Source organism: Lacticaseibacillus sp. 22, assembly GCF_055413445.1.
Genome location: NZ_JBVAYD010000040.1, coordinates 1 through 13,223, shown reverse-complemented (window position 1 = coordinate 13,223; position 13,223 = coordinate 1). Strand labels below are relative to the sequence as shown.

The following is a 13,223-nucleotide window of genomic DNA, read 5'->3' as shown; positions in this document are numbered from 1 at the left end:
TTTTTTGTTAAAAACGCTTCATATGTTTTATTCATGACTATTTTTATCTTTACCCCAAAAAGGGATCTGCTTTTTGACAGCAATAATATAATACCAGCAAGCCGGTTGAGGCGCAAGCATTTTTTCAAAAAAGTCTTGCTTGATTGACGTTGCTCAAAGCACAGGATCATTGCACGTTAGATATTGCGGTGACTTATCCTTTGCAGCGTCTATCGCCAAATAAAAACAGCCATCAATTATGCTTGATAGCTGCATCCAAATAAAATCTCATTTTAAAGCGTGGCCATCCGAACAGTAACGTAGGCTTATTTCATACCCAGTTTAATCTGACACTCGGGACAAATACCGTAAACCTCGAGATGATGCCCACTGACTTTGAAACCGGTTTTTTTAGCTGCCACTGCCTCCACATCCGTGACCCCTGGGTAAGTGAAGTCAAAAATCTTACCGCAGTTGGTACAAATCGCATGGTAGTGTGGCTCAATCGGGAAATCAAAATGAGTCGCCGCATCATTAGACGACATTTCCTCAACTAAATTAAGATCCACCAGTAGACGTAAATTGTTGTATACGGTTGCGACACTCATATGTGGAAACTGTGGCGATAGTTTTGCATAAATCATTTCAGCTGTCGGGTGTGCCGTACTGTCGATCATATAGGAAATGATCGCCTCGCGCTGCGGGGTGACCCGAATCTGCTTTGCTTTGAGCAAGTTAATTGTTTTGTTATAAACTGCCTGATTCATCGTCAGCCTCCTAATTTGTAACTATTATCATCTAGTAAAATTGTACGCTTTTTTCTAATTTAGCACAACCTTTTCACTTACAAATGTTTAGAAAATTTCAAAATTCAAAAGTACACTAAATGCATGTGTTACCAATTATCGCTTAAATTTAGCTTCATATCAGTCCAAAAAAACAGTGCCTAAAAAGACACTGTCGAAAAGCTTTAGTCGCTTATTTGGATTCGCTACTACTTTCGTCATCATCGCTTTTAAGCTCTGGCGCATCGGTCTTATATTCATTTGCCACCGATTTACCCTTATTTTCTGCTTTCAAGCTTGTACCTTTCTTCTGTGCGGCTTTGAGCTTCTTTTTCGTATCCGTTAGCTTATACGAAAAGTCGCTACGATCGACCTTCTTAAATCCGCTTGGCGTGTAGAACCTAAGCAGATCACCATTGATAACGCGATCAGATAAGGACAGTTCCGTTGTCACACGGTTAGTAGCAGCGTCAACCGTTTTCTTTTGGCTTGGGGATAGCTTGGTAATTTTCTTCCCTGTGCTGGTATTAAAGTATTGACTGCCTACCTTAGTGAAATCAGGTGTGACGAAATCACCATTTCTGAACGCAACTGTTTGCGGATGATTAGCGGAGAGCAAATCTGAACCAAACTGAACCGTATCATTGTCCTTAATACCTAACAGGTTCAATATTGTCGGCAAGGCATCAATTTCACCGCCATATGTGTGATTAATGCCGCCTTTTAGTCCTGGCATGTGAATCATAAATGGTACGCGTTGATACATGGCATTGTCATAGTCATTAAAACCGGTAATGTTGGTTAACTTGGCCATGGCTTTTTTATGGTTGTTTGAAATCCCATAATGATCACCGTAGAGAACAATCATTGACTTATCGTACAGTCCGGTTTCCTTCAGCCAGTCAAAGAATTCACCAATTGCTTCATCGAGATAACGGGCTGTCTGGACATAACCATCAACGGTATCATCGCCAGTGTCGGTCTTACTGATGGTCTGATTTTCCTTGTCCAGTGTGTAAGGATAGTGATTCGTGACCGTAATCATTTTGGCATAAAACGGCTGCGGCAGTTGTTCAATGTACTGCGCTGAATCTTTCAGGAAAATCTTGTCCTTCAACCCATAGCCGACATCATAATTTTTCCCACTTGAGAAGTAACTCTTAGAAAAGAAATAGTCGTATCCCCAAGACTTATAGGTATTATCACGGTTCCAGAAACTTGGTACATCCCCGTGGAACGAAGCGGTTGTGTAACCCTGTTGATCTAAGATTGCTGGTGCCGCCTGGAAAGTGTTCGTCGTCCCGTCAGTTACCATGGCCGCCCCTTCAGGCAACCCAAACAATGAATTTTCCATCATCATTTCCGCATCAGCCGTTTTCCCTTGACCAACTTGGTTAAAGAAGTTGTCAAAAGATAGTGTGTCTGATTCATGATAAAGCTTATTGAGATTCGGAGTGACTTCCTGCCCATCCCATTTGAAGTCAATCATAAATTGCTGCAGGCTTTCCAAGTGGATGACAAAAACATTCTTACCCTTTGCCACACCGGTATATTCTGCGTTCGGGGTAACGCGATTCTTATTGAGATAATTCAGTACGGATTTGACATCACTTGAATCAGCGTTTGCCTTCGTTGCACTATTGCTGGCAGTTTTGACCCCGTCAACAACAGTATAGGCATTGAGACCCAGATATTTCACAATGTAGTTATTGTCAAACGTGCGCGTCAACAGTCCGGAACGATCGCTATAAGCCATAGCCAGATTCGCCCCAAACATTAACACGGCCAGCAACGAAACTCCCAGTGCAAACCGCTTTTTGATCGGGCGGATATCCATCCGAATAACCTTGAAAGCTAACAGTAAAATCAAAAATAGAACATCGACAAACACAAGAAAGTCTGTCGGCTGAACGATCCCCATAATTCCCTTGTTCAAGTTATTGGAAACCGCACCTGATCCTTTGATTAAAGCAAAAGTCAGAAAGTCGGAAAATTCCCGATAATAAAGTACATTAGCAAAAAGCCAAACCGACGTCAGGGCATCGATAATCAGCATCGTGACATACGATTTACGTCCCGACATATATAAAGCAATTCCAAAAAGAAAAAGCGTTGTCGGAATCGGATTAACTGCCAGAATTAAATGCTGAAAGCTACCAGTGACCCCTAAGTTGAATTTAGCTTGATATGCCCAATAAGTTTTTGCCCAGAATAAGACAATGGCAAGTACCAGAAAACCGAGTCTGGTATTGAAAAATCCTCGAATTTTAGCGCCGATCTGGTTCATGTGGAGCCTCCAAGTCATTGTTTAATGTCAAAAGTATAGCACATTCGCTAGGATAACCGCTCATTCCTTAAAAGACAAACTTTCAATGCCGATTACAGTCGGATCAAGCGCAATCTTAAAGAAGCCTTAAAACCACGTCATTCAAGTTAGTGGCTCGTTGCCAAGTGTTTAAATCTTTTCAACGGTTTAAAATTGATCCTTTGTAAACCGCCTATCTCCTAACGCGCTCCCCGGCGCAGAGACCTGCATGTAAGGACCTCAAGCGCAATGGCCAAAGACCGGCCATCACGCTCGAGGCCGCTTACACTCCGGTCTCTAACCGCGCCGGCTCGCGCTTACTAAAAAGCCGCGATGTCATTTTAGTGACAAACACGGCCTAACGCTTTTCAGTTCAATTCGGCCATTCGCAATGTGGCAGTCTTTCTCTCGAGCTTGTTGAAACTGATACAGGTATCTACTCAACAGCCTATCAATAGCCTACATTTGAATGCGTTTGAGCAAGGCGGTGCGCGTCAACCGCCATTTAACTCAACATCAGTCAAATTTCATACTACTGATCCTTCAAATCAGAAAAGATTCACACAGAAAAAGCGAACCTTCGCAAGTCCGCTTTACTCAGAACTCAAGCTTGAGCCTGATCGCTACTATCAGTACCGTTAGTGCCCTCGTCTTCATCAAAATCCATTAGATCATAGATTTCCATGGCCGCAAGATCGATATTATCAAACTGGAACGTCTGGTGAGTGCCTAATTCTTCAAGTTCGTAAGTTTCGGTCTTGGGATCGTACGTCACGAGGCCCTTTTCATCACCATTTTTTTCGAAGCGGCGTGACTGTGCCTCGCCATCGCCTGCCTGCATGGCTTCAAGGCGCTTGATGATGGCCACGAGCTGTGATTGTTTCATAAAATGGCCTCCTAATTTTTCCTATTTCAAGAAATAGCTTAGCATAAACCGTCGCCTCTGTGGGAGAAATATCACTTTGAATTCTACTTTTATGACGTTGCGTGTCGATAGGCAAATGGACTATGCTATTTGCATGCTATTATAACGCGTTTGCCAGCGTAAAAGTCAGTTAGGCAATCTTTTAGTTGTAGCCGTCTAACTCCGACTTCTAACTGCATCGGTTCGCGTTTACATCATAATGCGCTCTCCTGCCCAGAAATCGGGTTTGGCTCGCGCTTACTTTATTAAGGAGATTTGTATGACATTGCAACCTTTAAACGAACAACTACCTGCCATCGAGGTTAGTGAGATTCGACAATTTGACGAAAGTGTCAGTGATATTCCCGGTATTTTGAAACTGACGCTAGGCGAACCTGATTTCAACACCCCGGAACATGTTAAGCAAGCCGGGATCAAAGCCATTCAGGAAAATTACTCGCATTATACCGGGATGGTTGGTGATCCGGAGTTACGCGAAGCCGCACAACATTTTTTTAAAACGAAATATGCCACTGACTATCGGGCTACAGATGAAATTCTGGTGACAGTCGGGGCCACTGAAGCACTGGCAACCGCCATTACGACGATCAGTGATCCGGGTGATGCCATGCTGGTTCCGTCACCAATTTATCCGGGCTACATTCCGCTTCTGACGCTGAATCACGTTACGCCGCTTTATATGGATACGAGTAAAACCGACTTTGTCTTGACCCCCGAACTCATTGAGGCCACCATCACTGCAAATCCTGACGCTAAAATCAAAGGCATTATCCTTAACTATCCAAGTAATCCCACCGGTGTCACGTATCGGGCGGCAGAAGTTAAAGCCATTGCGGACATCGCCGCTAAACATAACCTCTACATTATCTGTGACGAAATTTATTCTGAACTGACTTATGGTGAGCCGCATGTTTCCATGGGACAATTTGCCTACGATCGTACATTTATTGTCAACGGTCTGTCTAAATCACATGCAATGACCGGCTGGCGAATCGGCTTTTTGATGGGTCCCCAGCAGTTAATCGCGCAAGCCAAAAAGGTGCACCAATATCTTGTGACTGCCGCAACGACCATTGCCCAGCGCGCTGGTATTGAAGCTCTGACGAACGGTGCAGACGATGCTCAGGTGATGAAAGCAGCTTACGTTAAACGCCGTGATTTTGTTTATGCCGCCCTCATCGACATGGGCTTTAGCGTGGCTCGTCCTGATGGTGCCTTTTATCTTTTTGCAAAAATTCCGACCCAACTGCATCTAAGCTCACGCGAATTTACGCACGCCTTGGCACATGAACAGAAGTTAGCTCTGATTTCAGGTACCGCTTTTGGCCCCGGCGGCGAAGGTTATATCCGAATCAGTTACGCGGCATCAATGACCGATCTTCAAGAAGCCGTTAAGCGATTGCGCGCGTTCATGGCCAGCCACATCGGCTAATCAAGCGTAAACGGAAAGAATCCGCACGCGTTTTGAATCATCATCAATTAAAAATGGGATCCTGAAGACATAAGTAACTGTCTCCGGGATCCCATTTAATTTAATTTCAGCTTGCCATCCATCCGCCAGAAAACCTTGAACCAAGCTGACTGGCTGAAGGGTGTTTACGCGTCTTTTTTTGGAGGTAATGCCATTGCAACAATGCCGCAGATCATTCCTAGATAATAAGTTAAAAAGCGCCATAACAACATGCCAAGCACTAACTTAGATGGTGAGGCCACATACGTCGCAAACAGGGTTTTAAAACTATACTCTGCACCGCCAGCTCCACCCGGAATTGGAAACAGACTGACAATCATCACAATCATCACGTGTAACACAATCACTTCAACAATGCTAACGTGATTCACACCCAGTGCCAATAGCACAAAATACGGAACCGCGTAGTAAAGCAGCAACTGAATTAACGTCAAAAAGCACGCCTTAATTACACGGACTTTTTCGCGCTTTAAGTGCAGGCTCTCGGCGTAAAAAGTATCGATTTTGTGATCCAGATCAAGCTGCATCGCCATCTTCTTTTCTGGCTTCACGAACCAGCCGACTGGTATCATGATGATTCTGACGAGCTTCTTGGTGAATTTGTAGTAGTACATCACCATGAGCAAGCCGACAATCACGATCACGTGGATAACAAAGCCAAAGACGATGAAGATCGCAAGGGCCCCAAAATGCCGAGACACTTGATCAAAGCCGATAAGTAAAGTGAGTACAAAGTTAATCAGGACCATAAACTGATACACAACAAACTTCATCAACAGTACCGAACTCGCGCGACCAGCCTCCACCCCACTTTGCATGAGTGCAAACAGCTGAGCCGGTTGACCGCCAGATGCCATGGGCGTAATTGCGTTGAATAGTTGCTCGACAAGCGGAACCCGAAACGCTGTCTTAAAGTCTAATTCGTCCGATCCGTTTTTAATAAAAATCTGCACAACGAAGGTTTCAACGATCCATGAACCAAACATCAGTAAAAAAGCCACTAACAGCCACTTAAGATCAAGCGATAAAAGTTCATGGATCAGTTTTGCACCATTAAGATCACGTGCTTCATAAATAAAAATGCCGGCGCCAATCAGAACCATGATGAAGACGGCCAGTTTGTTCTTCCGTGTCATATAACTCCTCGGCTAGTGTTTACCCAACGCTGCTTGTTGCACGTAAAAATCATGCCAGACTTTTTCAAGCCGAGCTTCATCGTACACCTGCGCCGCTTCATGGCTCTTGGCCGCATATGTTGCCAAAAGCTCGCGATCATCGGCTAATGCCCGAATTCGTGCCTGCATGTCTGCCACATCCACCGCCGTAATTGTATAAGGCGTGATGATTTGCTGATACAATTCAAGATCACGCACCATTACCGGCGTATCCGTTGCAAATGCTTCTAAAACCGACATTGGGAACAACTCTTCAAAAGATGGCAGAAGGAACAAGTCTGCCATGTTATAGTAATCGATCATCGTTTCTCGCGGCATAATACCGGTAAAGTTCAGGTTGGCAGGCGCATTTGCAACTGCCTTTTTGAGCCGCTCATAACCTTCTGTAATGCGGCCAAAAGAAAAGCCCCCCGCCCAGACAAAGCGGTAATCAGGGTTTTGTTGCGCGAGTTTGATGAAATCACCGACGCCTTTGCGATCTTGCACTTGCCCGGCGCCAAAAACGACAAAATCATCCGGCTTAAAACCATTCGCATGTCGTAACGCCTGCCTTTTTTCCCGGGAAACCGGATGAAACGTACGTTGAGAAACGAAATTTGGAATGTACGTTACCTTGTCCGGATTAATCCCATAGGCCTCAAGCTTAGGAATGAAGTTTGGATTCACGACAACAAGTTCATCCATACGTTTGTAAAAAGCTAACGTATAGCGGTCTAGTGTCCACCGCGCCACTCGCGGCAACTTTAAACTCGCATCTAAAGTACTAGGCACAAAATGAACGAAGCCGATTTTGCGGCCTCTTTTTTTGGAGAACGTCGATAAATAAAACTTAGGATCGATTGTATGATAATGACTAATATCACTGCGCGTATAACGATTGACATTAATTTGAAATTCATTGGCAAAATCGTGTTTCAACAGTCCCATCAGTTCTGTGTAAACTGCACCCACGCCTTGCCCAGCAACCTTATTGGCTGAAGAAAACATGTTAATAACGATCATAGTTAACCTTTCATGGTCCGTTTGCTACTACTTTCATCGGTCCATGGCACAGTTTCATCAGCTTCATTCGGGGAATAGTGACTGATAACATCGCGATAGAAATCAAGTACCCGATCGCCAAACCGATCAGCAGAAATTGCCGCCAGCTTTTCAGTTCGCGGTTTGGGATCATCATAGGCATTAGGATGCTTCAGATAATTCACAACTTGATGAACCATTTCTGCTTCAGTCGTAAAAGTTGTTCCCAACGCCGGATCATCCAACAGTTGATCAGTATAATCACCAGCAAGGGCAACAACTTTCCGATCAGCGGCCATTGCCTCAATATAAGTCAGTCCCTGTGACTCTGAATCACTAGCCGACACAAAAACATCGCCGACACGATAATAGTCGCCTACATCATCATGGTCAATTTCACCGGTAAACCGGACATGATCGGCAATCCCTAATTCAGCAGCCTGTGCCTCTAGATCTTCACGTGCAGGGCCATCACCGACAATTAGGAGAACTGCTTTAGGAATTTGCGCCAAAATTGCGGGCATGGCGCTGATTAATTTATCAATTCGCTTTTCATAAGCAACGCGACTAAGCGAAACCAATACCGGCACATCTGCCAGTCCCAGCTTTTCCCGTAAGTGCGGGTCCTTTTGCTCTGCGAATTGCGTTAAATCGACTCCGGTTGGAATAATCTTAATGTCGGTCTTAACGCCATAACGCCGCAACGTATCATACACCCGCTCAGACGGCGCAATCACACCGCTTACGTGATACAGAAAAGCGCGGGTAAATTGTTTGACATGGTACGGCTTTAGCAGATGACCGTTTAAGACATAATGCAGATAATCCTCATACATGGTGTGATAAGTATGGATCGTTGGAATTTTCAGTTGTTTGGCCACAAACTTACCAATGTAACCCATTGAGAACTCAGTTTGTGTATGCACAATATCCAGATTTAATTCCTTAGCCACTGCATAAGCGTGAAACAGCCCCCGAACCGCAATACGCCGATCAGTAAAAGAAACAAACGGCACACTTGTAAATCGGAACAAGTTCGGTTCGACCGCATCATCTGGCACATGTGGGTCGGTTGTCGTGAAAATATAAACCTGATGACCCTTACGTTCTAGATCGTCCTTCAAGGTCTTGATGGACGTCGCGACACCACTGACTTGCGGAAAATAGCTGTCTGTAAAAATCCCGATATTCACCTGATCCCCTCCAGACGTCATTTGTTTAGTATAAGTATAAAGATAGGCATGGCTAAATGCAATTTTCTCACAAACCTTTAAAATTATCTTACCTTGCCATCAGATGAACATCATCCGGCAAAAGTCGTAAATTTTTAAGCAGCCGCTTGCGAAACATCCCGACAATCAGTCATTTACAACCTATCTTTTTTGAAGAAATATCTATTAATTCATTTATGAATACATATTAACATCTTCACTTTTGGGGTTACTTGTCACGCTCGATGTCTTCCGCTGCAGGCATTTTAACTTTATCGTTAACACGCGCGGCCTTACGGAAGTACTTCGATATGATATGACTGTTGATCCCCCAGAAATAGAAGACCACCGCGCCAAGTATAATGACGACAAAGTCCATTGGATAATGGATCCAGTTCAACCCATTAAACTCAGCACTGCCAATCAGCGAAATTACCGAGAGAAAAACCAGGTAACCAAGCATCCACGCCGAGGCTTTTAACTGCTGCCAGGTACTGCGCCAACCTGATCGCCATTCATAAAACAGATACAACGGAATCCCTAAGAAGATAACCCCAATGACTTCAACGGTGGTTGGCCATTTTGCCCAGTAAGCCGCTAATGATGTCAACACAAATGCCAACGGTGCCATTACTCGCAACATCGCTGATTTGACCGGACGCTTGAAATTAGGCGCCATTTCACGCAAAGAGATCACCGTGACCGGTCCTGTCAGATAAGCAATTAACGTAGCCGTTGAAATAACACTGGCAAGCGTCCCCCACGATGGGAAAATAGAGACCATAATCATACTTAAGACAGCATTGACCACCATCGCGACACGCGGAGTTCCGTACTTTTCGTCAATTTTACCGATAAACTTAGGAATGTGATTGTTGCCCACCATCGCCTGAAGCGCACGACCGGACGAGGCGACAAACGAAACGCCAGTCCCAAATGGCGAAACAAACGCATCCATATATAGCAAAACCGACAGCCAGTGAATACCAAGCAAAATTGCCAAATCCGCAAACGGCGAGTTAAGGTTCAGGCCTTTCCAACCATGAGCAGCAAGCATATCGGGAGAAATGGTCGTGATAAAGACACTTTGCAGCAGAATATAAATAATTCCGCTAATGAGCAAAGAAATCCCGATGCCGCGACCAATATTCTTTTGCGGGCGTTTCACATCGCTTCCCATATTAATAACAGTCTGGAAAGCGTTAAAAGAAAAGATAATCCCTGAAACCGAAGTCGCCGCAAAAATCGGTGCACTACCATAAGGCATCAAGGTTGCCAACGAATGCCCATAATTTTCGGGGTGAAAACTCGACAAGGCCAGCAAAACGATCGTCAACAACGGTACCCCAATTTTAAAAATGGAAATAAAACTGGTAAAACGCGTCAGCAACGTCACTGACCAGTAATTAAGCAACGTAAAAATGATGATAAACGCAAAGACCACTAACAGTCCTTGTGGGGTAATCCGCCCTGCATGTAAAAAGCCGTGGGTAAAAACAGCCCACTTCCATGGCCACGATGCCATATACTGAACTGCGGCAACTGCTTCAATTGGCAATAATGTCACCAAAGAAATCCAGTTAGCCCATGATGCTATGAAGCCAACCAATGAGCCATGCGAATACTGCGCAAATTTACTCATTCCGCCTGACTCCGGAAACATCGTACCTAACTCCACGTAATTATAGGCAATGACACCGATAATGACGCCGCCAATGACCCAAGAAAAAATTGCCGCTGGTCCGGCGACTTCTGCCGCTTCCCACGATCCAAACAACCAGCCCGATCCGATTAACGAACCAAGTGCCAACATGACTAACTGAAATAGACCAATTTTGTTGTCTTTTGTTTTTGAAGAAATAGTTGGAAACCTCCTTATAAAATGACCTAATTAGGTTACCGCAGATTACGGAGTATGTAAAATAACTCACCTCGTTAAATCAAGCGCAAAAGCTCTTCCTTACGCATCGGGCAGCTTTTTAAACTTTATTTCTACAGGTACCATTCAGCCCACTATTAAAGTACAGACAGTCTCCTCATATAAAGGCTATTTACCATACCAATTTTAGCCAAACGTGCCAATCAAACCGGATCACGATGTCCACGCGCTAATCAGTCATTCAACTTGATCGGGACGCATTCTTTGATTCTAATTGAAAAAATAAGAAAATAATGTTAATAATTTTGTGCCCTAGAAAAGCTGATTCTTTGCGATTTCTTATACATGTCCTTGTATAAAAAGTTATACCTGAACAATTGTTCCCTATTCAATTGTAAACGTTTTATTGTAGAATGATCTTGCTAGTAGATCAGGGGAGGAGGATATATGAAAAAAGAAGAACTGAGCTTGATAAGAGAAGCTGTGAACGATTCAGAAGCTTTCCGTAAACTATTCGAACAATACCGCCCTCTGGTTTTAAAGGTTTTAAAACCCTACAACCTCAGAGAATTTTCCTATGAGGATTGGTTGCAAGAGGCCAGAATTGCCATGATAAAAGCTGTTGCGCGTTATGATGGCAGCAGCGGCTCGCAATTTGGGCCGTATTATCGAATGGTGTTACAGTCCCACTTACGTTCAATCTTGCGCAGACACTTTGCCCATAAGCGTCGGATTGATGCTACCGCTATTCCATTCAAAGCGAGTGCGCTCGAATCTTTGCAGGAACGGCTAGCAATACGTTCAGTCGAAGACGGATTGCTCATGCGTGTTGAATTTTTTCAGCTTCTAGAAAACCTGTCACCCCTGGAATATGAGGCGTTTGAGACGGCAGTCTTGCATCCGTTTGATACGCCCACAAGCAATCGTTTCCGTCGTGCTTTAGAACGCTCACGAGCAAAGATTATTAAGTTTACACGGGAAGATTAATCCCAAGCTGTGAGCTCTTAGGCCAGTTCAAGATTGTCCCATGATTGCCGTGTCCAAGGCAATCATGGGACAATTTTTTGCTTGAATTTTCGCTGTAAGCATTGCAATCGATCTGTTGTACTTGAGTGCTAAGGAAACGCAAGCCAGATTTAGTTCTCTCTCAACGCCATCTGTTGGTATCACCGCATACAATTAAGGAAGATTCGTCCTTGATTACAAAGGCTCCCAATCTATCTCGTCTGACAAATTAAGCGAAAGCGACTCCCATCTATCTTTCTTGGGTGACTCGCCAGCTGTTTATACGAGGAAGCAGTTAACGGTGATGCCGTAACTGCGAAATCCGTCGTGCAAGTATGCGTTTAGACATGCTTGGCCTAAGTTTGAACTTCCATACCCTTCGCCACACTCACAGTAGTATTTGCCTGTTAAGGGTATGGCTGTTTAATTCGTCTTTCGGCGCTCTAGACATGAGAACATCGAAATCATTTTAAAAATCCACAAACCTCTGATAGACAAGTTGGCTCCAAGACAAGCGGCGAACAACGTTAAAGTTTTATGATAGCCAGCGACCACTTTGCCGACCAACAAAAGGCTCTCAATACCTTGACACACAAGGAGTAGCGTCATTTGGAATTACGAGCTAACCGACCACTTTTAGCAAAATACCCCCCAAAAAGCAAAAGTAGTCGGTAAAAGCATCTTTTTTTAGGGATTTTTAAGCGCCCAGAAAAAACAAGAATCCCAATTTAAAGCCATTTCTGAGCACTAAAAAAGCCCCTCTAGGGGGGGCCTGTGATACCGGTGATCGGGGTCGAACCGATACTCCATCGCTGGAACGGGATTTTGAATCCCGCGCGTCTGCCAATTCCGCCACACCGGCATAATAATGATAGCTAACACTCTGTCTTGCTGGGGTTTAGCCGCAAGATAAGGCGGTGATCGGAATCGAACCGACGATCAAGGTTTTGCAGACCCATGCCTTACCGCTTGGCTACACCGCCATATTCATCAAGTTGAGTGCATTTCTCCTATGGCAGTTGGAGAAATTGGGGTAGCTGGATTCGAACCAGCGCATGACGGAGTCAAAGTCCGTTGCCTTACCGCTTGGCTATACCCCAATAAAAGGGCGGTATGTGGGGATCGAACCCACGTATGCCGGTGCCACAAACCGGTGTGTTAACCGCTTCACCAATACCGCCATTATAAAGCAGGGATAGTAGGAGTTGAACCCACACTGACGGTTTTGGAGACCGTAGTTCTACCATTAAACTATATCCCTATGAATGGAGGAGATAGGATTCGAACCTATGAACCCGAAGGAGCGGATTTACAGTCCGCCGCGTTTAGCCTCTTCGCTACTCCTCCATAATGGCGCGGGACGGAATCGAACCGCCGACACATGCAGCTTCAATGCATTGCTCTACCGACTGAGCTACCGAGCCATTTGAATCTTTTTATAGAATTTGTTCCTCTCAAATCGAGAGGG

At 44.5% G+C, this 13,223-nt stretch carries 9 protein-coding genes and 7 tRNA genes; 2 read left to right on the top strand and 14 right to left on the bottom strand.

The genetic code is table 11. The features are described 5' to 3' along the window. Positions 1-305 precede the first annotated feature (305 nt). The 3 genes from ACWP87_RS13040 to ACWP87_RS13030 all read right to left on the bottom strand — a co-directional run bounded on the left by ACWP87_RS13040 (position 306) and on the right by ACWP87_RS13030 (position 3,955). On the bottom strand, positions 306-746 hold the full coding sequence (locus tag ACWP87_RS13040; RefSeq protein WP_005688075.1) for a Fur family transcriptional regulator: 441 nt from the start codon (positions 744-746) through the stop codon (positions 306-308). 211 nt (positions 747-957) lie between these two features. Next, the gene (locus ACWP87_RS13035; RefSeq protein ID WP_005688074.1) at positions 958-3,051 is read right to left on the bottom strand and encodes an LTA synthase family protein; all 2,094 of its coding nucleotides are present in this window, start codon (positions 3,049-3,051) and stop codon (positions 958-960) included. Between the two features lie 622 nt (positions 3,052-3,673). Continuing rightward, entirely contained in the window at positions 3,674-3,955 is a 282-nt protein-coding gene (locus tag ACWP87_RS13030; RefSeq protein ID WP_005688073.1) for a YkuJ family protein, read from the bottom strand. A 298-nt stretch (positions 3,956-4,253) separates the two neighbouring features. On the opposite strand from ACWP87_RS13030, the gene ACWP87_RS13025 reads away from it, so the two are divergent. Next, positions 4,254-5,426, top strand: coding sequence for a pyridoxal phosphate-dependent aminotransferase (locus tag ACWP87_RS13025; protein ID WP_005688072.1), 1,173 nt, complete (start codon positions 4,254-4,256; stop codon positions 5,424-5,426). A 164-nt stretch (positions 5,427-5,590) separates the two neighbouring features. Here ACWP87_RS13025 and ACWP87_RS13020 read toward each other — a convergent pair whose 3' ends face one another. The 4 genes from ACWP87_RS13020 to ACWP87_RS13005 all read right to left on the bottom strand — a co-directional run bounded on the left by ACWP87_RS13020 (position 5,591) and on the right by ACWP87_RS13005 (position 10,705). Further along, positions 5,591-6,601, bottom strand: a complete 1,011-nt coding sequence (locus ACWP87_RS13020; protein ID WP_005688071.1) for a lysylphosphatidylglycerol synthase transmembrane domain-containing protein — start codon at positions 6,599-6,601, stop codon at positions 5,591-5,593. A gap of 12 nt (positions 6,602-6,613) precedes the next feature. After that, positions 6,614-7,642 (bottom strand): glycosyltransferase family 4 protein, encoded by a 1,029-nt coding sequence (locus ACWP87_RS13015; RefSeq protein ID WP_005688070.1) that lies wholly within the window; start codon positions 7,640-7,642, stop codon positions 6,614-6,616. Between the two features lie 2 nt (positions 7,643-7,644). After that, on the bottom strand, positions 7,645-8,853 hold the full coding sequence (locus ACWP87_RS13010) for a glycosyltransferase family 4 protein (protein ID WP_005688069.1): 1,209 nt from the start codon (positions 8,851-8,853) through the stop codon (positions 7,645-7,647). Positions 8,854-9,100: 247 nt separating this feature from the next. Next, on the bottom strand, positions 9,101-10,705 hold the full coding sequence (locus ACWP87_RS13005) for an APC family permease (RefSeq protein ID WP_223804833.1): 1,605 nt from the start codon (positions 10,703-10,705) through the stop codon (positions 9,101-9,103). 492 nt (positions 10,706-11,197) lie between these two features. On the opposite strand from ACWP87_RS13005, the gene ACWP87_RS13000 reads away from it, so the two are divergent. After that, on the top strand, positions 11,198-11,737 hold the full coding sequence (locus ACWP87_RS13000) for a sigma-70 family RNA polymerase sigma factor (RefSeq protein WP_005688065.1): 540 nt from the start codon (positions 11,198-11,200) through the stop codon (positions 11,735-11,737). A gap of 796 nt (positions 11,738-12,533) precedes the next feature. On the opposite strand, the gene ACWP87_RS12995 is transcribed toward ACWP87_RS13000, so the two are convergent. The 7 genes from ACWP87_RS12995 to ACWP87_RS12965 form a co-directional block, all read right to left on the bottom strand. After that, a tRNA-Leu gene (locus ACWP87_RS12995) sits at positions 12,534-12,617 on the bottom strand. A 50-nt stretch (positions 12,618-12,667) separates the two neighbouring features. Further along, positions 12,668-12,738: transfer RNA gene (locus tag ACWP87_RS12990), tRNA-Cys, on the bottom strand. A gap of 45 nt (positions 12,739-12,783) precedes the next feature. Beyond that, a tRNA-Gln gene (locus ACWP87_RS12985) sits at positions 12,784-12,855 on the bottom strand. A gap of 7 nt (positions 12,856-12,862) precedes the next feature. After that, positions 12,863-12,935: transfer RNA gene (locus tag ACWP87_RS12980), tRNA-His, on the bottom strand. Positions 12,936-12,945: 10 nt separating this feature from the next. Continuing rightward, positions 12,946-13,016 (bottom strand) — tRNA-Trp (locus tag ACWP87_RS12975). 5 nt (positions 13,017-13,021) lie between these two features. After that, positions 13,022-13,102: transfer RNA gene (locus ACWP87_RS12970), tRNA-Tyr, on the bottom strand. A 4-nt stretch (positions 13,103-13,106) separates the two neighbouring features. Next, positions 13,107-13,179, bottom strand: a tRNA-Phe gene (locus ACWP87_RS12965). Positions 13,180-13,223 lie beyond the last annotated feature (44 nt).